General features: G+C 49.8%; 21 protein-coding genes and 1 riboswitch. Of the genes, 6 read left to right on the top strand and 15 right to left on the bottom strand.

Annotation, left to right across the window (positions count from 1 at the left end; all coding sequences use genetic code 11):
• Window positions 1-237 (top strand): hypothetical protein (locus NG795_RS02810; RefSeq protein ID WP_367287139.1); only part of this gene is annotated, 237 nt, incomplete at its 5' end.
• A gap of 49 nt (window positions 238-286) precedes the next feature.
• Here the strand turns inward: NG795_RS02810 and NG795_RS02805 are convergent.
• From NG795_RS02805 to NG795_RS02760, 10 genes are all read right to left on the bottom strand, one after another.
• Complete coding sequence (locus NG795_RS02805) at window positions 287-688, bottom strand: hypothetical protein (RefSeq protein ID WP_367287138.1); 402 nt, start codon at window positions 686-688, stop codon at window positions 287-289.
• 13 nt (window positions 689-701) lie between these two features.
• Window positions 702-2,525: an iron uptake porin gene (locus NG795_RS02800; protein ID WP_436836024.1), complete on the bottom strand. Its 1,824-nt coding sequence runs from the start codon at window positions 2,523-2,525 to the stop codon at window positions 702-704.
• 41 nt (window positions 2,526-2,566) lie between these two features.
• Entirely contained in the window at window positions 2,567-3,559 is a 993-nt protein-coding gene (locus tag NG795_RS02795; protein WP_367287136.1) for a S1 family peptidase, read from the bottom strand.
• Between the two features lie 247 nt (window positions 3,560-3,806).
• Window positions 3,807-3,929 (bottom strand): hypothetical protein, encoded by a 123-nt coding sequence (locus NG795_RS02790; RefSeq protein WP_367287135.1) that lies wholly within the window; start codon window positions 3,927-3,929, stop codon window positions 3,807-3,809.
• Between the two features lie 34 nt (window positions 3,930-3,963).
• Window positions 3,964-4,497: a COP23 domain-containing protein gene (locus NG795_RS02785; RefSeq protein ID WP_367287134.1), complete on the bottom strand. Its 534-nt coding sequence runs from the start codon at window positions 4,495-4,497 to the stop codon at window positions 3,964-3,966.
• 113 nt (window positions 4,498-4,610) lie between these two features.
• Window positions 4,611-5,156 carry a COP23 domain-containing protein gene (locus tag NG795_RS02780; RefSeq protein ID WP_367287133.1) on the bottom strand — a complete coding sequence of 182 codons (546 nt, stop codon included), beginning with the start codon at window positions 5,154-5,156 and terminating at the stop codon, window positions 4,611-4,613.
• Window positions 5,157-6,702: 1,546 nt separating this feature from the next.
• Entirely contained in the window at window positions 6,703-8,688 is a 1,986-nt protein-coding gene (locus NG795_RS02775) for an anti-sigma factor family protein (RefSeq protein ID WP_367287132.1), read from the bottom strand.
• Window positions 8,689-8,857: 169 nt separating this feature from the next.
• On the bottom strand, window positions 8,858-9,514 hold the full coding sequence (locus NG795_RS02770; protein WP_367287131.1) for a sigma-70 family RNA polymerase sigma factor: 657 nt from the start codon (window positions 9,512-9,514) through the stop codon (window positions 8,858-8,860).
• 536 nt (window positions 9,515-10,050) lie between these two features.
• Window positions 10,051-10,545, bottom strand: a complete 495-nt coding sequence (locus NG795_RS02765; RefSeq protein WP_367287130.1) for a molybdenum cofactor biosynthesis protein MoaE — start codon at window positions 10,543-10,545, stop codon at window positions 10,051-10,053.
• Window positions 10,546-10,603: 58 nt separating this feature from the next.
• A complete protein-coding gene (locus tag NG795_RS02760) occupies window positions 10,604-11,596 on the bottom strand; it encodes an aspartate carbamoyltransferase catalytic subunit (protein WP_367287129.1) in 993 nt (330 codons plus the stop codon).
• On the opposite strand from NG795_RS02760, the gene NG795_RS02755 reads away from it, so the two are divergent.
• Window positions 11,595-12,137 (top strand): GerMN domain-containing protein, encoded by a 543-nt coding sequence (locus NG795_RS02755; RefSeq protein ID WP_367287128.1) that lies wholly within the window; start codon window positions 11,595-11,597, stop codon window positions 12,135-12,137. The genes NG795_RS02760 and NG795_RS02755 overlap by 2 nt on opposite strands.
• A 119-nt stretch (window positions 12,138-12,256) precedes the next feature.
• Here NG795_RS02755 and NG795_RS02750 read toward each other — a convergent pair whose 3' ends face one another.
• The gene (locus tag NG795_RS02750; RefSeq protein WP_436836023.1) at window positions 12,257-12,862 is read right to left on the bottom strand and encodes a DNA-3-methyladenine glycosylase; all 606 of its coding nucleotides are present in this window, start codon (window positions 12,860-12,862) and stop codon (window positions 12,257-12,259) included.
• Between the two features lie 29 nt (window positions 12,863-12,891).
• On the opposite strand from NG795_RS02750, the gene NG795_RS28490 reads away from it, so the two are divergent.
• Window positions 12,892-13,014, top strand: coding sequence for a DUF8629 family protein (locus NG795_RS28490; RefSeq protein WP_494337210.1), 123 nt, complete (start codon window positions 12,892-12,894; stop codon window positions 13,012-13,014).
• Between the two features lie 211 nt (window positions 13,015-13,225).
• Window positions 13,226-13,314: riboswitch (Glutamine riboswitch) on the top strand.
• A 40-nt stretch (window positions 13,315-13,354) separates the two neighbouring features.
• Window positions 13,355-13,816 carry a glutamine synthetase inactivation factor IF7A gene (gifA, locus tag NG795_RS02745; RefSeq protein ID WP_367287126.1) on the top strand — a complete coding sequence of 154 codons (462 nt, stop codon included), beginning with the start codon at window positions 13,355-13,357 and terminating at the stop codon, window positions 13,814-13,816.
• Window positions 13,817-13,910: 94 nt separating this feature from the next.
• Here gifA and NG795_RS02740 read toward each other — a convergent pair whose 3' ends face one another.
• Both NG795_RS02740 and NG795_RS02735 read right to left on the bottom strand, forming a co-directional pair.
• Entirely contained in the window at window positions 13,911-15,251 is a 1,341-nt protein-coding gene (locus NG795_RS02740) for a TRAP transporter large permease (protein ID WP_367287125.1), read from the bottom strand.
• Complete coding sequence (locus NG795_RS02735) at window positions 15,235-15,789, bottom strand: TRAP transporter small permease subunit (RefSeq protein WP_367287124.1); 555 nt, start codon at window positions 15,787-15,789, stop codon at window positions 15,235-15,237. The genes NG795_RS02740 and NG795_RS02735 overlap by 17 nt, the downstream gene beginning before the upstream one ends.
• A 57-nt stretch (window positions 15,790-15,846) precedes the next feature.
• Between NG795_RS02735 and NG795_RS02730 the strand changes: the two genes are divergently transcribed.
• Complete coding sequence (locus tag NG795_RS02730) at window positions 15,847-15,984, top strand: hypothetical protein (RefSeq protein WP_367287123.1); 138 nt, start codon at window positions 15,847-15,849, stop codon at window positions 15,982-15,984.
• Window positions 15,985-16,114: 130 nt separating this feature from the next.
• Here the strand turns inward: NG795_RS02730 and NG795_RS02725 are convergent, their stop codons facing one another.
• Window positions 16,115-16,348, bottom strand: coding sequence for a hypothetical protein (locus NG795_RS02725; protein ID WP_015149974.1), 234 nt, complete (start codon window positions 16,346-16,348; stop codon window positions 16,115-16,117).
• Between the two features lie 152 nt (window positions 16,349-16,500).
• On the opposite strand from NG795_RS02725, the gene NG795_RS02720 reads away from it, so the two are divergent.
• Window positions 16,501-18,588 carry a flavin-dependent dehydrogenase gene (locus tag NG795_RS02720; protein WP_367287122.1) on the top strand — a complete coding sequence of 696 codons (2,088 nt, stop codon included), beginning with the start codon at window positions 16,501-16,503 and terminating at the stop codon, window positions 18,586-18,588.
• A 237-nt stretch (window positions 18,589-18,825) separates the two neighbouring features.
• Here the strand turns inward: NG795_RS02720 and NG795_RS02715 are convergent, their stop codons facing one another.
• On the bottom strand, window positions 18,826-20,424 hold the full coding sequence (locus NG795_RS02715) for a hypothetical protein (protein WP_367287121.1): 1,599 nt from the start codon (window positions 20,422-20,424) through the stop codon (window positions 18,826-18,828).
• Window positions 20,425-20,596: the final 172 nt, after the last annotated feature.

Raw genomic sequence — 20,596 nt, 5'->3', positions numbered from 1 at the left:
TCTTGGGTTTTGCAGATATCATTACCATACACGGCTCAAGGGGATTTGAACAGTTTTTGCCAAAATGAGAATTGCTGGAGGGGTATTGCAATTCTTGACCTGATGTCATATTATATTCATAATGGAAATATTCTCTCTAATAATAATTATGCAAAGCCTCCGATTATAATTAAAAATTTATCAGAGTCAATCCCCCCTGTCAAGCCGATTTCCCTTTTTTTAAAGAAAATTTTGTAAAGTTTTGCAACAAGTCAGTGAAAATCGGTGAAATCAGTGGTTAAAAATTTCACCGTCCCCTCACCCCACCGCGAGGAATAATGACATCAGTCGGGTCAAAAGTCGGGCCAATTCCCCGAGATTCAGGAGAAATCGGTACAAGTCCCCCATCACTTTCCACTGCCCCACCAATCGTTCCGCCACCCATCGGGTCACTATTTCCATTCAGAGCATCCCGTAAAAAATTGTCAAATCCGCGCTGTTCAAATCCGCGTCTTTCCTCTTCGGAAAAAGTAGGTTGAATAGGAGTGCGGAGTCTGGGGGGACAAGCGGGAACAAGACTGGGGCCGGGTCTCGCTTCAACGAGACAGGGTTCGGTTTCTTGGGCCATCACCCTCGTGGATGACAGGATGCCCAGCAGGACGGGGAATACAGTTAAGGAAAGGATTAAATTTGAAACGGATTTAGACATAATCAGGAGTCTCCTAAAAGCGGAAGGTGGTGCGAATGGTGCCGATAAAAATATCTTCATTATTAGCATTATGTTCGGGATTGGTGATGTACATAATGCCGGGGGTAATAGAAATGCGATCGCTGACGCGCCAGCGATAAAAGGTTTCAAAATGCAAGGAGGTATCCGGGTCTTCCTCTAAAAATAAATCGGTGCTATCCACTAATTTCGGGGGTTGACCGACGAGCAAGGCGAGCAAATCTCCGGGTCTGCCAAAGGGGTCGGAATATCCCAGGGAAAACAGGTAAGTGGTGGTAGTGGCAGAGGCATCGGAGACGGTGGAGTTGGTGAACATCCAGGCTCCCCAAGTACCAAAGGTGAGATTGCGATGAAAGCGCCATTGCAGGGAACCCCCGATCGCATTAATCTGGGCCGGTTCATCCATAAACCCGCCCGTATCAGCCAGAAAGCTGCCGGTGAAAGTATCCAGGCGTCCATCTTTGGCGTAAGCATTCACATAGGTTAAACCAGCGATCGCAGTATTGGTCGGTTTGAGGAGCAGTTGTATCCCCGTCGCACTATGGTCAGCGCCGACAAACCCACCGCCTTCGGTGAGACTGCTACTATTGCGCGTGCCATAAGCGGCCTGTAGTCGCACGCGATCGCTCAGTAACAAATCCACCCCGGCACCGGCATCGAGACTGCCAATTTTAAAAATCGGACTCGCTTCGGCAAACCGGGACAGCGCACCTCGACCGGCATCAAAATAGCCGGAGTTAGCCGTCAGAACACTACTTAAACTAAAGCCCACTGGACGCAGCGTAACAACCGCGCGCTCGCTGAGGGCAAAACGATATTCTAACTTATCCAAAACCACGCGATCGCTAAATCCACCTTGATAAGATAGCAATGCCATATCCGTATTAAAAGACTCCGGATTGGCAAAACCGCGATCGCTAAAATTGCCCGAAGATAACTCTAGTCGGAGTCTATCTCTCCCCGTAAAAGAAGCCACCACCCCGACGCGAGCAAGATAAGAAAAAACTAGATTATTATCTCCCTCTCCTGGCGGTTCTCCCCCACTTCCTCCCGTTAAGGCAAAAATTGCTTCTCCCCCCAACACTGCCGTGGGGGAAAATTGTTGGGACTCTAATTGAGCCGTTCGCAGTTCTAAATTTTCCACCCGCCCTTGCAACGTCGCCAATTCTGCGGCAAATTCCCGTTGCAATTGTTCGAGGACCGTTAAATCGTCTCGGGAAATCAGTTCCCCTGCACTGGCGATCCGCTCATTCATCCGTTCCAGGCAGGCATTCAACCCGGCAGCAAACTCATAGCGGTTTAAAGCGCGATTTCCCCGAAAAGTCCCGTCGGGATACCCTTGAATACAACGGTAGCGCTCAATCAAGGATTGAAGGGCTTGAAATGCCCAGTCCGTGGGTTGAACATCGGAGAGTTGCGAGACTGAGGTCGTTTGAGCCATTGGGTCCCCATCCACAAGTCCCTGGGAGAGGGGGAGTTGCTCCCCAATCCAGTCATCAGAGACCTGTTTTCCCCATGAGCCTGCCTTCGCAGGCTTCGTCTGTATAGCCCCACCCTTTAGGGTGCGGCTGTTTGCTAGGGCGTTGGGACTTTCTGTTGGGGGTTCAATCCGTTGCCGGTCCTTTGCCTGGGAGGGTTCTACCCTGAGCATCAAGGCAGGAGAAGCGATCGCCCTAATGGAGGGCAACGTAATGAGAAAGACGACAACACCAGCAATAGCGGTTTTCATGCGAGTCAGATAAAACAAGCTGTGGATAAGGTCTCTGGGATAAAATGCCACATAAAGGGAGGAAAGGGGGTAGGGTGTTTCCCATCTCATTCTCTCGGAAGCAGTCCCAAAATGGGGAAATTTCAGGCGTCTCAGTTGCAAGGTTCTCCCAGTAAGAGGCTAGAGCAACCCCCAGAGGGGCCATCCCGCAGGAGCGATCGCAAGAAAGTAAAATCTTTATAAATATCTTCAATCGTGTCCGCCTCTTCCATATTGGTCATCCCGTGGGCGATCACCTCTGGATCCACAGGAGGTTCCGCAAACGAGAGGGCCAGTTGCTCCCGTTGGACGCGATCGATAAAATGCAGGGTTTGGATCCCGCAACTATTGTTTTGGCTTAACTCGGGATCGACACAATAGCGGTCTTCCTGAGCGCGTCCCCGTCCGTGAATGCCGACTAACTCGCCCTCTTGGTTAAAAACGGGTCCTCCGCTCATCCCCCGCTTCGTCTCGTTGGTATAGAGCAAGCTGTATCCCCCATCATCCGAGGGAGGATTGGCAATGTCCGTAAGATTTCCCTCCCGGAACTCACGGACTCGGCGGGCGCTTTCGTCTTCAGGATTCGGCCAACCGGAGATATAGACGGGTGCACCGAGATCGATGTGGGGGGAGTCTCCCATCACCGCAATGGGATAGTCCTGAGTGCTGGTAAAGGTGACGATCGCCAGATCGAGTCCCTGAATCGTCTCGCCGAACTCCCCTAGTTCTTCTCCCAGGGGAATAATATTACGTTGGGTCTCCACATCATCCACTTGATGCACTTTGCCGTCACTGGTCCTGACCCCATAAACCACTTCGCGGGTTCTGACGACATGGAGGGCGGTTAAGACGGAGTAAGTATTGCCATCCCGGGCGACAATCACCCCAGATCCTGGATTCCATTCTTGGCGGGCTTCGATGTCTCCTTCTTGTAAACCTTGGGCAATAATCACCGTAGTTTGGGAGGCGATCGCATTCACCTGTTCCGGGGCTAAAGAGCGACTCGCCACTAGGGGGAGGGCCAGGTTCATCCGCACCGCCAAGGTGATCGCCAGAGCGCCAGTTGTGGCGAACAAATAAGTCGGAAATCGACCAAATAATAGCATAAAAATGGGTAATATCGAGTTTTGAATCGAGCGGTTTGACCGGAGAATTTTTAACCCTTCAAGCCCATGTTTTCCTGATAGGTTAGACCCCGGCACAGGAATTTTAATCCGGGGGGAACCTGAAGGATGATAGCGCTTTGGTGATGGGATCTGCCGAGAGCGTGAATTGCTCCGGTAACCTTTGATATTTTCTCTCTATTTTTCTGAATAAAAAACCTAGAGAAAGTTTCACCTCTCTCTAGGTTATTTACAAATAGGCACTCTCAAGGAGTGACCAACCGGCGCGATCGGGCGGTGCAAAGCTTGGCGATCGCGCCGCGTTCCGCACAAATCGCGGGCTATCTGGATAAAGCTCATACGCTTTCCTCACTTCTTTTCTCCTTGGGGTTCAAACAGAATCTCCACTACCCGGTCGAAATTAGCGTAGGCAGGGGGGAAAAATCCTGCAACAAATTCCCCACTACGACTAGGTTAATTAAGCTTTCGGTCCCGAGCAATCCCGCCAACAATCTAGCGGGTTCGGCGCGGTTATTGCCATTGAAGGCAAACAAAACATTCTGGCGATTGCAGCCGACATCAGTGCCATTCACGGCACAAACGACCATCTCCCCATTGACTCGTCCAACGGTGAGATATAACCCACTCAGGCTGTTGCCATTATTACGCAACACCGCATTCAGTTGGTTTGACACCTGCTGACAGGTTGCCCGCGATTCATCGGAACTGCGATAGTCTTGATTTTTCCAAGAAATCATCGACTCTGAGACAGAACCATCGGTTCGGACCGCTCGAATCGTATAAAAGTTATCCGAGGGCTGGCATTCAAAAGACACCACTGAAGTGGGGGATGACGCCATACTGCTGGGGGATAGGAGTAAACCTCCTGGGGTTGCCAGTAAAAGGGCTGCAACCCATCGGCCCATTTTTTTCAGACTCATAATTTGGTTCTCTTTCCTGACTGGACCAATCCACTGAAATCTTGCCATTCCAGCTCGCCAAGCCTCGGCGATTTCCAGCAAAATACTTTGTACAAGTTCCAAGAATAGGAGGATTAGAAGAGTTGATTGACTAAGATATCTAAATCAACGTAGGGTTGTCCTCCGGACTCTTGAATCGCGTTCCCACTACCCACAACCCCCGCACTTGCCAGATTTCTTAACATTTGGCTGGGGTTGCGACGGTTGGCATGGTTGAGGGTAAACAGGACATTTCTGGTATTACAACCGGCTCGGGTGCTGCTAACGGCACAGAGGACCGCCTCACCATTAACTAATCCAGCGGTCATGTACAGTCCCTGTAAACTCTGGTTATTTTCTTGTAACAAGGAATTGAGACGGTTCGTGACTTCTGTACAGCGGCGTTCCGGGGTGTATCCTGCACCACTAAATTCTTCGGTTTTCCAGACGATCATGGGGTCAGACACCTGTCCATTTTGGCGAACCGCTAGGGTGACGAAGAGTTGATCCGCAGAAATCTGACACTGAAAGGAACTCAAGGGTGCTCCCGACTGGGCTACAGATTTTTGGGCGCTGATCAGGGGAACAGAGATTGCTACAACCCCAGCGATCGCGAGTTGTAATAGCTGTTTAAGATTCATGGGTTCCTCTCCTGTTATAGACTAAATAGAATGACGTTTAAATGCTTCAAAATTATCCGGAACTTCACCCCTCAATTTCTCCAGTCTCCCTCAACCGGAGGTTAACTTTTATGAAGCCCCCTCAAAAAATTGGTCCGCGAGGGAATAATCGCGATCGCCAGAGTGATTGCTCTATCGGCGAGGAAGGGTTTCTAAACTGCTGGATGTAACCGGGTAACTCAGACTCAGACGGGTTATGCTTCGATGACTCTATGACTCTCCATCCCTCCAAAAACGGAAGATCTCGAAAGCCAATCACCCCTAAACTCCCCCCCTACCTGCTCGAAGACGGAAAACCTCTGTAAGGGTTTCGCTTTCTTTACAGTATGGGATTCCAGATCTACGATCGTCATCCCCTGTAGAGCATCTACAATCGGTGCAATTCCCATTTAGAGCTTATCTCTAAAGGAGGATGCTATAAAGTCATTGATATGATATCAATCCTATTGTTCCCTATATAACAGGGAAATGTGTGTAAATCTTTAGTAAAGTTACTGCTCTATGGATTCCCTCTAAACAATTTATATAACCGGACCGGGCAAGGACCAATGAACCCAGAAGCAGGAAGAATAAAAATTGGGTAAAGTTTTATCTACAGAGGGTAAATCTCTCCGGGAATATTCCCCGGGTCGGGATTCCATTGACCCGGATTAGTCGGTTTAGACTTCGGGTTTGGGGAGCGCTAGGGCTTCCGTGAAATTACGGAGAAAAAACCCTTCATCGCAGCTCATGAAGGAGTTAAGACAGATTTTTTCTAATGGCTGAACCGATGCTTTAGGGGATTAATTCAGGCTTCTTCAATTCAGAGGACCGGAAACTGGCCTTCTGGTCCTATTGGGTGGCGAATGGGTCGAGACTGGGTAAAGAAACCAGGTTTCTAACCTTTCCTCTTCTGACGCACTCTCTTATCCGTATCCTAAAATTTCGTAGGAATTAGCAATTCAGTTTTCACCCTCAGTTTTTGGCTGTCATCCCTCAGTTTCATCCCAAAACTGGGTTCCGAGATTGTACGGAGAGCCTAGATAAATAGTTCGGTTTCTCCTATCGGATTCCTTTCTAACTCTAAGGAAAACTCTTCTGGTTTGACGGTGCTACAAAAAATATCCAGCCGCTTAGACAGGGGAAGAAACCGGAGTTATAACAAGTTTCAATCATTCGGGTCAGTATCTTTTATCAAATTGTTCCTACAAATTCTGGGGGTTTTTTGGCCCTCCCGAATGTTCCCTGGGATTTAGGGGTGGTATAGAGGGTTTCAAGCAAAAGCCCATAGCTAGATCGAGCCTCATCCTTTGAAGAAGGGAGTAGCTCTAGCTATGGGCGATCGCCGATCGGAACACCCGTTTTATTCGTTCTTTTCACCCAATCTCTGGTATTTTTGTATTATCTTTGCCCATTTCACATCAACGAGACCTGAGCCCTGGGGTAATCCACTTTAGAATTAACCTTCAGATTCGGGATGTTGATCATCCGGTGGAAACACCTCAGTCAACCGATGGAGCGCATCCCATTATTCCACAAACAGAGCGCGGGATTCAATGGGTTTGGGTTCTGTGGCTTCCGGAGCTTCCGGAATTTCGACCACTGAACCATTCAAGGCAATCATCAAGCGTTCGGAAGGCGTTTGGGTTTCTGCTGGGACCGTTGCCATTTGAGGGCTGTAGGTGCGATCTCGGAAGATAAGACTCGATAGCCCTGCTAAAACCAAGGCAGCGATCGCCACCCCACCCCATAAAACCCGCCGCTGACGCTGGCGATCGAGGCGTCGGAACAAGTTCTGCACCGTTTCTTGCACAGGTTGCACCGGCGCAGGAACTGGCAAAACTTGCACACTTTCACGCAGTTTAATCAAGTTCAAATACAGGCGTTTCACCTCGGGATCGCGAGCGAGCCACTCTTGAACCTGACGACGTTCGCTCTGAGTTGCTTCACCATCGATATAAGCACTGACCAATTCAAAGCGTCCCGCAGCAAGTGCCACATTTTCTCCTTCACAAACCATCGGAATTTTAGCTTCCAATTGTTCGAGTTGATCAATGCGACTAAAGACCCCAGCGAGTAAGGAATCGAGAGGTTGTGCCTCCAGCGGTGCCGGGAGGGAAACTAATTCCTGACGGAGGTTTAAGAGTCTCGAATGGACCTGTCTGAATGTGGCATCACTGGAGAGCAAACTTTCCACGAGCTGAGATTCAGCATAAGTTGCCTCACCATCGAGGTAAGCACTGAGTAACTCAAATTGCGCCGCAGGAATCGCAGCAACGGCGCGATCGCCAACCAGATGCGTGACGGCTTCTGGTTGTGCGATTTCGTCAATCCGACTAAAGACCGCACTGAGCAAGGCATCTACAGGTTGCGCCTCCAACGGTGCCGGGAGGGAAACCCATTCCTGATGCAGGGTTAAGAGTCCCGCATAGACCTGACGAAGTGCCGCATCACTGGAGAGCCAGCTTTCAACTTGTTCCGATTCAGTCTGTGTTGTCTCACCATCGAGATAGGCACTGAGCAACTCAAATCTATCTGCAGGAATCGCGGCAACGGCGCGATCGCCAACTAGAGGGGTGACGGCTTCTGGTTGTGCGATTTCGTCAATCCGACTAAAGACGCCATTGAGTAAGGCATCGACAGGTTGCGCCTCCAACGGTGCCGGGAGGGAGACGAATTCCTGATGCAGGGATAAGAGTCTCGAATGTAAGTCTCGGAATGAAGGATCACTAGAGAGCCAAGCTTCGACTTGCTGATGTTCAGTTTCAGTCACCTCACCATCGAGGTAAGCACTGAGTAACTCAAATCGATCTACAGGAATCGCGGCAACCGGGCGATCGGCAACAAAAGGCGTGACGGCTTCTTGTTGTTCGATTTCCTCAATCCGACTAAAGACACCATTGAGCAAGGAATCGACAGGTTGTACCTCTGACGGTGCTGGGAGCGAAGTCCATCCCTGATGCAGGGATAAGAGTCTCGAATGTAAGTCTCTGAGTGAGGCATTAGTGGAGAGCCAAGTTTCCACTTGCTGACGTTCAGTTTCAGAAACCTCACCATCGAGGTAAGCACTCAGCAACTCAATGCGATCGGCAGAAATAGCGGCAACAGTGTGATCCGTAACGATGGCGGTGAAAGATTCTTGTTGTTCGATTTCGTCAATCCGACTAAAAACACCCTTGAGCAAGGCATCTACAGGCTGGCTCTCCGGCGGTGCCGGGAGGGACGTCCATCCCTGATGCAGGGTTGAGAGTCTCGAATGTAAGTCTCGGAGTGAGCCATCATTTTCTAGCCAGCCCTCAACTTGCTGACGTTCGGTGTCAGTTACTTCACCGTCGAGATAAGCACTGAGTAATTCAAATTGATCGGCGGTGAGATCATCGTCGAGCTGGGCTGAATCTGGGGTCACGGAATTCCATAGTGCCATTGGCTGATTGCGATCGGTTAAGTTAAAAAATCGTGAACCCCCTAGGGCTGGTTTTTGGGGAGCGTGATGGGATTCATAGTTAGGATTCATGTCAACACCACCACCAAATCAAACTGGATAATGCACCCTGAATAATAATCACAACTGCAAGCTTGTTTAGTAATAATCATATCTGAATAGATTGGGCGTCTAACGTTGAGAAATACAACGTTAAGTTACATGAGAAACAGGCGTTTAAAACAACACCGCAACCCGACGCCTAACTGTCCAAATAACTTTGAAGTTGAACTTGCAGACGCTGACGGGCGCGGGCAATTCGGGATTTTACAGTGCCGAGAGAAACGCCGGTAATTTCAGCAATTTCTTCGTAAGCTAATCCTTCAATTTCCCGCAAGACGATAGTCGTGCGGAATACTTCAGGTAAATCAGCGATCGCGGCGCGTAATTGGTCGTAAAATTCGCGAGTAGTCAAGTCATCTTCGGGACCGGGCTCATCCGCCGCTATTTCCCAATCCATTTGCCCATCTTCTAACATCCGAGGGGCATCTAAAGAGAGGGGGTCGCGCACCCGCTTGCGCTTCCTGAGTTCATCGTAGAACAAATTGGTGGCAATTCGGCTCAACCAACCCCGGAATTTAACCGGATCGTTTAACCGTTTGACATTCCGGTAAACCCGAATCCAAACTTCCTGTGCTAAATCTGCCCGGTCTTGCCAATCAGGAGCCAAGTGGTACAAAATTTTATCCACATGAGACTGATAACGGCGTAGCAGTTCAGCAAACGCAGAACGGTCAGGGCTCAGGCCCTCCTGACAGCGCAGGACTAAATCGTAATTTGACAGTTTATCTGGTTGCACTGAGGCTTGAGAATTAGTGGCCTCACCCGTTTGCCAGGATGTAGAAGGAGTGTAACTCATCTATTAAAAACGGGTCGGAAACCCCGTCATTTACGGCGAGAATGTGGAGAGTTTTTTTCCTGGATAAATCATAATCCGCTGGAACTCTCCGAAACCCTTAGGTGCTCTTTTTGCTGACCGCTACCGTGATGTCCGCCTTTTAGACGAGTCTGGCAATTCAGACTTTCACATCCTCCGAATTACGGGGGTATTCATCAACTGTTTACCCGGTAACGGCATGATTTGCACTCTCAGCGTTTAAGTTCCGGATGATTGCCCGAAGCCCCTTCCAGTCTGAAAGGGTGCTGATGGCGTTGGAATGAGTGCTATAACATTCCAGGTACTGGAGACGCTTTTATCCTAGCAAAAGTTCCCGTTTCCGGGAGTTGGGGGAGTGGCACTTTTGGTTTTGTCTCTATGGAGTGCAAGACTCCTGAACAAGTCAATTGTTTCCCCGGGTTCTTAATGTTCAGCGATCGCTCAGAACCATTTATCCGGGAAAACCCCGATCCCAAACTGCGATCGCTTCTGTATCCTCTTAACAACCGGAGTTCTGCTTACTTCTCCTCGGTTTCACAAGCCCCAATACTGACCCAAGAACTAGAACCATCAGCCCAATGTTCTTTTTTCCAGATGGGGGCGTTGTGCTTGAGGGTATCGATCGCATTCTGACAGGCTTCAAAAGCTTCCCCGCGATGCGGAGAACCCACTGCCACTAAGACACTAATTTCGCCAATCTGTAAGCGCCCAGTCCGATGAAAAATCACCACCCGCTTCACATCGGGCCAAGTAGACCGGATCGAGGCAGCAATTTGTTGAAAAACTGCCACCGCCATTGGTGCATAAGCTTGATACTCCAGGGCAACCACGGGTTTCCCATCGGTTTGATTGCGAACCATGCCACTCATGACGACTACCGCCCCATTGCCAGGGTCATCAGCCAGAGCATAAACTTCCTCTAGGGATAAGGGGGCGAAAGTCAGAGCAAAGCGATCGCCCTTTGGGGAGGCGATCGCATCCGGGACCGGGGTTGATAACGTTGGGTTGGTCATGGTTGATGCAATTTCTTAGGGTCAGTTACCCCTCATTTTAAAATTCCCCGGGTCCATTCTACTGAACCTTGCCGCCCCCCATCAGATAGAGCAACGCCATCCGAACCGCCACCCCAGAAGTCACTTGTTGGGAAATTAGGCTAAACTGGGGGTCATCCATCAGGTCAGAACTGATTTCTACCCCTCGATTCACGGGACCCGGATGTAACACTTTCACATTGGGGTTACAGAGTTTGAGGCGATCGCGGGTAATCCCATAATGCTGATGATACTCCCGCAAACTGGGCAACAGATGCTGGCTCATCCGCTCTTTTTGTAATCGCAGGGTCATCACAAAATCGGCATTTTCCAGGGCTTCTTCTACAGTCCAATGCAACAATAACTGACCCGCTCTCCCTACTCCCATTTCTGCAAAGAGTTGGGGCAGAAGAGTCGGAGGTCCCGCCAGATGCAGTTCAGCCCCTGTAGCTGCCGTCAGACTCCAAATATTCGATCGCGCCACCCGCGAATGTAGAATATCCCCAACGATCGCAATTTTTTTCCCTTGCAGCAGTTCCAGGCGAGGGCGGTCCCGATCCAGCAGGGAGCAAATAGTAAACAAATCCAGCAATCCTTGGGAGGGATGTTCATGTTGCCCATCCCCGGCATTCAGGACCCCCACCCGGGAACCCAGACGGTCCATTTCCGTGGCGATCGCCTGGGGAACTCCCGCCTCCCGATGGCGAATCACCATCAAATCCGTTCCCATTGCCAAATAAGTCTTGGCAGTATCCAAAATCGTCTCCCCTTTCGTGAGAGAAGAGGATCCGGGAGCAAAATTCAAGGTATCTGCGGAAAGTCGTTTGGCTGCCAGTTCAAAACTGCTGCGGGTGCGAGTAGAGGGTTCAAAAAATAAATTAGCCACCACCTGCCCTTGCAGGGTCGGCACTTTTTTCATCCGTCGGGAGAGGACCTCCCCAAAACTAGCGGCAGTTTGCAGCACCGTATCGTATTCTGAAGAAACAAAATCAGCCAAAGAAATAATGTGGCGGCGAGTCCAGGTAGTAGCCATGCAAGAAGTTTTTCACTCGAATTCTATCATCAAAAAATATATAGCCCAGCCGATCGTTGGCATCACTCTCGTGATTTTATTGTCCGTGACGGGGTGTGGGACGCCACCCACCACCACGGACCCGGGGATGCCCTCATCCCCTTCCAATGGGGCGGTATCTCCCGATACCCAACAACCCCAGTCTGTGGCGAGGGCGAACGTAACGATTTACGAAGCGGACGCTCAGTGTCAAGAATTGCTGCCGCAAACGGTGTCGGTTCCCAGCGATCGCCCCATTGAGGCGGCAGTCGGTGAAGTGATTCAAAATGCCGGGACGGTGGATTTTGATATCATCGGTTATCGGGTCACGGTGGATAACACCACGGGAGTTGCTACGGTAGATCTGCGGGCCGACCCGAATTCGCAACGGCAATTTGTCTCCTTGTCTAGTTGTGAGCGGTTGTCCCTCTTCGGCAGTCTGGAACGAACTTTAACGGAAAATCCCCAGTGGCAAATTGAGACTGTGGAATTTACTGAGCGCGGAGAACCCTTGGAGATTTAAGACTCAGGCTAGTCTAGCAAGGAGGAAACCGGGGTTTTGAATTGAGAGTTGGGTCCAGTCCTGAGCCCATTTCGCAGCAACCCGGTTTTTTTGTGGTGGTCCGGTTCTTCATCAAATCTTTAAGGTTTGGAGACTGCCGGACTATTTGCTAAGTACCACCGCCAAGGCAAGTCGGTTCCTACGGATATGCCAATCCGGTAGGTTTGAACTAAGCTCAGGGTCCCCTGGTCTAACTGCTGCTGAAATTCCGGGGTCCGATGTTCCAACCACAGGGGACCCTCTAGCTCTAAGGGGCGATCGTTTAAACTGCGATCAATTTGCAGGGTGCGACAGAGTTTACCCGGTCCTGCGGCAATCCGAGCTAATTTTTCCTTCGTCTGGAACCCGGGGGGCATGATATCCAGTTGTAAGGCGCGAATCAGGACTGCACTGGCAACCTCTGGGCGATCGGTGACAATATTCAGGCAGTAGTACATTCCATAAATCAGATAGACATAAATCGTGCCCGGTGGCCCAAACATTGCCTGATTACGCGGGGTGCGCCGTCGGTAGGCATGACTAGCTGGGTCTCCCGGTTCGTAGGCTTCAGTTTCAACGATTGTCCCCCGAATTCGTTGTCCATCGGGCAGTTGCCGGACTAAAGCGCAACCGATTAAAGCCGGTGCGACTTCGGTTGATGGACGGGCCAGCCATTCAGGTTCTACAATAGTCATGCTTGGTTTCATTCATCCTGGTTTGTTGTGATTGGAAATTTATGGATATCAAATTAATTCTGCCGATTCTGAGCATTGTTTTTATCGTATCCTGCTTGTTTTTTGGCACCAAAAACGGCTTTTACGATTCTGATAACTATCATGGGAACGGATCAGCGCACTAATTAGTCTGAGTCGCTGCAATTCTCGTTTAAAAAAGACACCTGCCGAGGGTGTCTTTTTTATGGCGGAATAACTGGAAATGACTCAAGACAGAGGCAATGGGCGATCGCTCCGGTTCTCCCCCCTACTGGGTCTCGTCAAGTTTTGTAAAGGTATCCTGAAATACTTGACACCGACTTGCAAAACTGTAAAAATTAATACAGAATTTATTGATCCGTTCATCTCTACCGGCTTTGCGAACTACCTGATTGTTAGATCCCCGGCAGGGACGGAAGTAGGGAGTTGTCCCGAAGGAACGCGGCTTACTCAATCACGACACTGTTTTAGGAGTAGAAGACGCGCATGAAACTTACCTATCGTGGGATTAGCTATGAATCCAACCCCGTTCCCACCCCCAACAAGACCCCACTGGAACTGACAGGTCAATATCGAGGCGTACACTGGCGGTTGAGCAATGCCCTAACGTATCCGATGGAAGAACCAACGGCTGAACTGATGTATCGCGGTGCCACCTATTCTACAGGCACTGCCGAAGTGGTTGTTAAAGAAAGCTACGAGACTCCCGCCTGCATTCCCACCGCACCTGTGGATCAATTATGGGTGGCGAATTTAGAAGAAAAAGCTCGGGCTTTGACCCTTTCCAATGGCCTTGCTATCAAGAAACGTCAACAGGCGATGCTGGGTCGAGTGGCCGCTGAAGTGGGACTATCTACCGATATTTCCAACTACTGGAATCGCATCCAAGGCAAAGTTCATCCGACTTTTCGAGCTTCCTATTCCCGCAGTTCCGTTTCCTTAAGTTAATCAAAGGTTCCTGAACTAGATTCAGCAATTTTTAACAGTTTTAAACACCCCTTTGGGGGTGTTTTTTTTGCGCACTCCAGTTCAAGATAACAGTTTAAGAGAGAGAGGGTAAAAAGTTAACAATCCCCGGAAAGACAATCAATAGAATCAAGACAAAAATCTGAATCAAAATAAACGGTATGACCCCGCGATAAATATCTCCCGTGGTGACTTCCGGTGGGGCGATCCCCCTCAGATAAAATAAGGCAAAACCAAATGGGGGAGTTAGAAAAGAGGTTTGGAGATTTGCGCCTAAAATTACTCCAAACCAGACTAAATCTAAGCCTAATGTTTGGGCGACGGGGACAAATAGGGGAACCACGATAAATGCAATTTCAAAGAAATCGATAAAGAACCCCAGGATGAAAACCGTCAGCATACTGACCAACAAAAAGCCAGTGGTTTGCCCAGGCAAGTTGGTGAGTAAATCAAACATAAAACTATCCCCATGTAAGCCTCGGAAAATTAGGCTAAAGGCGGTAGATCCAATGAGGATGAACATCACCATTGTGGTGGTCCGGAGGGTGATGTCACAAACCCTTTGGACGGATGCCCAACTGAGTCTGCGGTTGGCCCCGGCTAGGGCGACTGCACCCAATGCACCAACGGCCCCAGCTTCGGTGGGGGTGGCAATTCCAAAAAAGATGCTCCCGAGAACGAGTAAAATTAACAGCGTCGGGGGAATCATGACGGTGACGACACGCAGCAACAATTTTGTCCCGGTCATGGTGCGAACTTCTGCGGGCAATGCGGGGGCTAAATCAGGCCGTAAAAAGGCAATGATAATCACGTGCAAGGCAAAAGCCCCGGCCATCATTAATCCCGGGATTAATGAGCCGATAAATAAATCACCGACGGAAATTCCTAACTGATCCCCAAGGACTACTAATACGACGGAAGGGGGGATAATTTGTCCAAGAGTTCCCGAGGCGGCGATGACCCCGGTTGCCAGTTGTTTGTTATAGCCATATCGCAGCATAATTGGCAGGGAAATTAATCCCATCGCTACGACTGTTGCAGCCACAACTCCGGTGGTGGCGGCTAATAATGCCCCGACTAAGACGACGGCTAGGGCTAATCCCCCGCGCAAACGCCCGAAGAGAATCCCCATTGTTTCTAAGAGGTTTTCGGCAATGCCGGATTTTTCCAGCATCGCCCCCATAAAAATAAAGTAGGGGATGGCGAGGAGGGTATAGTTTTCCATGATGCCAAAGATTCGCAAGGGCATCGCATTTAACAGGACTGGATCAAAAACACCTAAAGCCATCCCGATTAGCCCAAATATGATGGCGACGCCACCGAGAGAAAAGGCGACGGGATAGCCAAAGGATAAGAGGACTAAGGCACCAGCAAACATGGCAGGGCCTAGCCATTGATAGTCATAACTCAGATTCATGACGTTCCTCGTGGGGGGGTAGCCAGCCTTTAAAAATAGCAAACTTTTTAATCGCTTCGGAAATTCCTTGGAGAATCAGCAGGAAGAAGCTGATTAGAATAACGGTTTTAATGGGGTAGCGGGGTAATCCCCCGGGGTCTGGGGAAATTTCACCGATCGCCCAAGATGCGGCGATGGTATTCCAGGAGAAAAATATCACCAGAATGGAGAAGGGGATCAAGAATAACAGGGTGCCGATTAAGTCTAATAAGGCTTTCCGTTTGGGTGGCCAATTGCTATAAAAAACATCAACCCGAACGTGCTCGTCATGTTTGAGTGCATAAGCAGCACCTAAGAGGAAAATCAGGTCAAAAATATACCATTGGGTTTCAATCAGGGCATTGGAGGTCAAATTTTGACCCACTGCACGTCCCAGATAGCGACCGACGACGTTCCAGACGCCAACGAGGACCATCAACAGGACCAGCCAACTCATGAACCGTCCGATATATTCATTCAGGCGATCGATCAGGGTGGATAGGCGTAATAGTTTATCCAAGGTCGGATCTTGTCTAATGAACGAATGAACTGGAGATGATTTTATGCTGAATGGGGGATGAAATTATACCCGCGATCGCCCTTGTGCTGCGATCGCGGGTATTCTGTAGAACTCTGGCGGGTTGCAGTTGACACCGAACCCAGAAGTCTGTTCAATCAACTAGAGTCAGCTATTCTAACGGATCACAATCCTTGAAGAAGGCTAGGGCGACAACAAGGGAAACGGCAAGGCTCAGGGTCCACCCGCTAGACATCCGGAATCGGATGGGGGAGACCCTTGGTCATCCTGCGACCTAAAATAGGGTAAAGGTGGGTAGTATTTCTAGCTACCCTAGACTATCCCAGGCTTGAGAGACTAATTCACTCAGCCACCGTCGCTGATGTAAGTCGAGTAGCGAGTCGTCGGCTAAAACTTCTGCCGTCACTTCCTCCAAGGACTTCCCCTGTGCTCGTGCGATTTTTATCACCCCCGCGATCGCTGATGCCACTAATTCTTCATCAATGGGCTGTTGCCGCAGCGCAACCAGTTCTTGTGGACTCGTGGGAATGGGATAATTCATGGTTAATCCGCAGATCTCCTGGGTATCAATCAATAGGATGAGTTTCTTAACTTTTTTTAAGGAATTTTAATTCTGTAACCGGAATCTTAGCGCACTTTTCCCCCTTGTCAACCCTATTTTTAGCCGATTTATCGGAGTAAATATCGCTGATCATGAAAGAAATCCTCTATTTAGAAGTTCCCACACCGGATATCGCAGCCGTTCGGACTTGGTTGCACCAGGACTTTACTCCAGACCTCGGAAAAAAACTCCTTACCCGTGATGGCATAAGAATCAAATTTTGTCAAGAGCTCAACCCATCCGCCACAGAACCGGGAGATCCGCCGGAACTGTCTATCTTTACCTGGACGGTTCAGAGAACCGCCTACCTGAAAGTTTTCCGATGGTCTGAACGACCCATTGCCGGGGAAAAACAAATCATAGCCCGGTTGACTCGCCAGATCAGACATCGGTTTCCCTGCCACTATCCCGAACCCCCGGAAATCGACTTATCCAAGCAAACTATCTTTGAAGCATTAGCCTCAGACTACCCCCTCACGGCTAAATACTTTCAAAAAATTCCCAACGGAGAATACGACCTCAAACGAGTTTACTGGTGGGAACAACGGTGGCGCGAAGGTGTTCGCAATCCCCAACAACCCAAACAGGTGCTGTTTCAAAAACCCCAAAGTGAATCTTTAACTCCTCCCCCCTACGATTTAATTTACATTGGCGGGGCCTTGGGGGTGATTCATGCCGCAGTCATGGCGCGACTGGGGTATCGGGTCCTGCTGTTGGAACGCTTACCGTTTGGTCGGATGAACCGGGAATGGAATATTTCCCGGGGTGAATTTCAAAATTTGATTGACTTGGGTTTATTCACCCCAACAGAATTTGAAAGTGTGATTGCTTGTGAATATAAAGATGGGTTTCATAAATTTTTTGATGCCAACAATCCCCCCCAATGTAAAGCTGCAATTCTGCATACGCCGACGGTTCTGAATATTGCGATCGATGCGGAAAAACTGCTGAAACTTTGTGGCACCAAACTCCGGGAAGCGGGGGGAGAAATTTGGGATGAAACGGAATTTCTCACCGCTGAAATTGAACCCCAGCAAGCAGTCGTCAAGGCAAAACATCTCCCGACGGACTCGGAACGAGTGGCTGGGGGTCGCCTGTTGGTGGATGCAATGGGAACGGCTTCCCCGATCGCATGGCAACTCAATGGCAGTCGCACCTTTGATAGTGTCTGTCCCACGGTGGGTGCGGTGATTGCTGATGGGTTTGAACCGGGAGTCTGGGATTCCCAATATGGAGATGTGCTCAACAGTCATGGGGATATTTCCCGGGGACGACAACTGATTTGGGAGTTATTCCCCGCAGCAGGTTCAGAACTCACCTTTTATTTGTTTCACTACCATCAGGTTCACCCCGATAACCCGGGTTCGTTATTAGAGATGTATGAGGACTTTTTTACTATTCTACCGGAGTATCGACGCTGCGATGTCGATCGCCTAGAGTGGAAAAAAGCCACCTTTGGCTATATTCCGGGATATTTTAGTGTGGCGAGTCACGATCGCCGGGTGGCCGTGGATCGGTTGATGGCGATCGGGGATGCTGCCTCGTTGCAATCTCCCCTCGTCTTCACCGGATTTGGTTCCCTGGTTCGCAATATGGCCCGGTTAACTACGCTGCTGGATACGGCCCTCAAACATGATTTATTGGAGTCGCGCCACTTAAACCAAATTCGCGCCTTTCAGAGCAATGTTGCCGTAACTTGGCTGTTTTCTAAAGGCATGATGGTACCCACGGGTCGGTTCTTACCCCCCGAACGGATTAACTCCATGTTGAATACATTTTTTGGAGTCTTAGCCGGTGAACCGGGACCCGTGGCTGATACGTTTATTAAAGACCGCGTAGACTGGCTGACTTTTCATCGACTCGCACTCAAAGCCGCTTGGCAAAACCCATCCCTATTATTGTGGATTTGGGAACTAGCGGGACCGAAAGATTTGCTGCGCTGGGTGGGCAGTTATCTGTACTTTACTCTGATTTCTCTACTCGGTTGGTTATTGGGTTGGTTACCGGGATTTGTCCGTAATATTCAACCCGGATTAGAACCCCGATTTCCTGGGTTATGGCTGTGGTTATTAGCCAAAAGTTATGCCTTAACTGATGGACTGGGACGCCCCCAGGGTGAGTTAAAACGCTGGAATCTGGGCAAAAAAAATCACACGGTAGAAGAAGGGGTGAGTGGGTGACGGGTGACGGGGGTTTGAACTCTAGCCCTATCAAGGTGTCATCCCAGGTGCCCTTGTCGGGTGGCCCCGGCCCACGTTACTCCTACGAACGTTTGTAGTGACTCCTTCCAGAGTCTTTAAGATTTAACCCCTAAAGGGGTTACTACGAACGTTCGTAGTGACTCCTTGATTGAGGCTCCAAGATTGAACTACCTTGACCCAGTGAAGGTTTGCACCTGAGTCAATCTAATCTGCTGCTTATTTTTTATTGGAAAAACTGGGTAATTCTACCGCTGAGAAGGAGTTCCGTTTTTTCTGGGCCGATCGCACCGGATAGACGATGGGTGCAGGCCAACTGGATTCGGTTGACCCTCCCCCGGGGGTATTTGACCCTAAATGGGCCTGTTCCTGCCCCGTTTGAGGGGATTCCCCAGGCAATTGGATGGGGGGAGGAGTCTGGCTTTGGGATTGTTCCGAGAAGGCTTTAGCTTGTAACAACAGTTGCACCTCGCTGTTGCCGGTGAGGAGGGGTTCGGGTTGGACAGGGGTCGGGGGTTGAGAACCCTTGATGCTGGACTCGGTAGCCCGATCGCCTATTCTGTCGGTTAAGGGAGAAACCACAGGGACTGAGGGGAGATGCAGGGATAAGGCAGGAGTTGCCGGGGCCAAAATCACCGGGCGATCGCGTTTGGGTTCTAAATGAGGCTTCTCAATCAACGAATCTAAATCTTCCCAAACGGGTTGCTCAGTTTCAGCGTTTTTGGGTTGGGTTCCGTTTTGAGTAGAAGGTTGCCCAAGGATAGGTTCCGGGGCTGGAATGTGGGTGGGAAAGGGTTGCAAATGCTCTGCCTTGGCGGACAAAGGCAGGCGAATTTTGGATAAGTCTGGCCCAGATTTGACTTCGGGGATGGGTTGCCGACGGGGTTCTGCTTCATCGGCATCCGCAATGGACCAAGGTTTAATAGGGTCCGCTTTCGGGAATAGGGTGTTGGCGGGATTCGGGTTGGCGATCGCTTCTTTTGCTGCGGTTTCGACAACATCCGTGGGTTCTTCTAGGGTGGACTGCCGCAGGGAGGCGATCGCAGTGGCTTTTTCTAGGGGGGTCTCAATACATTTTTCCAGGGCCGCTTTAAATTGCAAGGTGTGGCGTTGCTGGCGATGCAGGCGAGCTCGCAGGTCCTGACAGGTGGTTTGGGTTTGAACTAAAATCTGCGACTGTTCCTGATACCGTTGCTGGGTGAGGGCGCATTCCCGTTCCAATTTCGCTCTAATTTCTTGGCTGGTTTGCAGTTGAGTCCCTAAATAGGCAATTTGTTGTTGCTGCTGTTGGATCTGTTTGGTCGCTGACTGGATATGTTCAGACAAATGCTCGATTTGTCCAGTGATACTTTTGAGTTCTAGGGTACGCCGGTCTAATAGTTTTTGGCGATCTAAGGCTTGCGATCGCTGCTGTTGCAAGGATTGTCTACATTCATGCAGCAGGGTTTCGAGTTGTTCAACTCTGCCATCGAGTTCCAAGTTTTCCTGTTGCAGTTGTTCTACAAGTACCCCTTCGGGTGACGCTGCTGAGGAGACAGAGGGGGCGTTGATGCGGGCGATCGCCTCCCCAATCGATTCTGCATTTCTCAGGATCTCGGTGCTTGGTTCTTCTTGCTCACTGTTTACCAATAAGGCATCAATACTGATGGCATTGGGAAATTCTACGGTTTCCCAGTCTTCTTCTGGGCCTAAATCCTTGGGGGATATCTCCGGGTTGACGATGGGATCGCTCGGTTGAGACGCCGGTTCTATCTGGCTCAATTCCTGGGGTGCGATCGGTTCTGGGTTATTGTTGGTGGGATTTTCCGCGTCACTCATTGCTTTCCTTGGTAAACTAAATACAGTTTAAACTCCAGTTGAGTTCCTCTTGGAGGCTATCAAACCCAGGGGAAAACAACAAAATTGGGCCTGGGAATCCGAATTTTAAGGGTCCTTAAAAACCTGAATTAGAGGTCAATCCCCTGGGAAAGTGATAGCCATTTTTTGATTC

The organism is Laspinema palackyanum D2c (assembly GCF_025370875.1).
Lineage (GTDB): Bacteria > Cyanobacteriota > Cyanobacteriia > Cyanobacteriales > Laspinemataceae > Laspinema > Laspinema palackyanum.
This window is presented reverse-complemented; position numbering and strand designations above follow the sequence as displayed.

Bases quoted from the DNA above. Each gene is read 5' to 3' on its own strand.
- NG795_RS02805 (WP_367287138.1), bottom strand. From the start codon at position 688: ATGTCTAAATCCGTTTCAAATTTAATCCTTTCCTTAACTGTATTCCCC.
- NG795_RS02800 (WP_436836024.1), bottom strand. From the start codon at position 2,525: ATGAGATGGGAAACACCCTACCCCCTTTCCTCCCTTTATGTGGCATTT.
- NG795_RS02795 (WP_367287136.1), bottom strand. From the start codon at position 3,559: ATGCTATTATTTGGTCGATTTCCGACTTATTTGTTCGCCACAACTGGC.
- NG795_RS02785 (WP_367287134.1), bottom strand. From the start codon at position 4,497: ATGAGTCTGAAAAAAATGGGCCGATGGGTTGCAGCCCTTTTACTGGCA.
- NG795_RS02780 (WP_367287133.1), bottom strand. From the start codon at position 5,156: ATGAATCTTAAACAGCTATTACAACTCGCGATCGCTGGGGTTGTAGCA.
- NG795_RS02775 (WP_367287132.1), bottom strand. From the start codon at position 8,688: ATGAATCCTAACTATGAATCCCATCACGCTCCCCAAAAACCAGCCCTA.
- NG795_RS02770 (WP_367287131.1), bottom strand. From the start codon at position 9,514: ATGAGTTACACTCCTTCTACATCCTGGCAAACGGGTGAGGCCACTAAT.
- NG795_RS02765 (WP_367287130.1), bottom strand. From the start codon at position 10,545: ATGACCAACCCAACGTTATCAACCCCGGTCCCGGATGCGATCGCCTCC.
- NG795_RS02755 (WP_367287128.1), top strand. From the start codon at position 11,595: ATGCAAGAAGTTTTTCACTCGAATTCTATCATCAAAAAATATATAGCC.
- NG795_RS02760 (WP_367287129.1), bottom strand. From the start codon at position 11,596: ATGGCTACTACCTGGACTCGCCGCCACATTATTTCTTTGGCTGATTTT.
- NG795_RS02750 (WP_436836023.1), bottom strand. From the start codon at position 12,862: ATGAAACCAAGCATGACTATTGTAGAACCTGAATGGCTGGCCCGTCCA.
- NG795_RS28490 (WP_494337210.1), top strand. From the start codon at position 12,892: ATGGATATCAAATTAATTCTGCCGATTCTGAGCATTGTTTTTATCGTA.
- gifA (WP_367287126.1), top strand. From the start codon at position 13,355: ATGAAACTTACCTATCGTGGGATTAGCTATGAATCCAACCCCGTTCCC.
- NG795_RS02740 (WP_367287125.1), bottom strand. From the start codon at position 15,251: ATGAATCTGAGTTATGACTATCAATGGCTAGGCCCTGCCATGTTTGCT.
- NG795_RS02730 (WP_367287123.1), top strand. From the start codon at position 15,847: ATGAAATTATACCCGCGATCGCCCTTGTGCTGCGATCGCGGGTATTCT.
- NG795_RS02725 (WP_015149974.1), bottom strand. From the start codon at position 16,348: ATGAATTATCCCATTCCCACGAGTCCACAAGAACTGGTTGCGCTGCGG.
- NG795_RS02720 (WP_367287122.1), top strand. From the start codon at position 16,501: ATGAAAGAAATCCTCTATTTAGAAGTTCCCACACCGGATATCGCAGCC.
- NG795_RS02715 (WP_367287121.1), bottom strand. From the start codon at position 20,424: ATGAGTGACGCGGAAAATCCCACCAACAATAACCCAGAACCGATCGCA.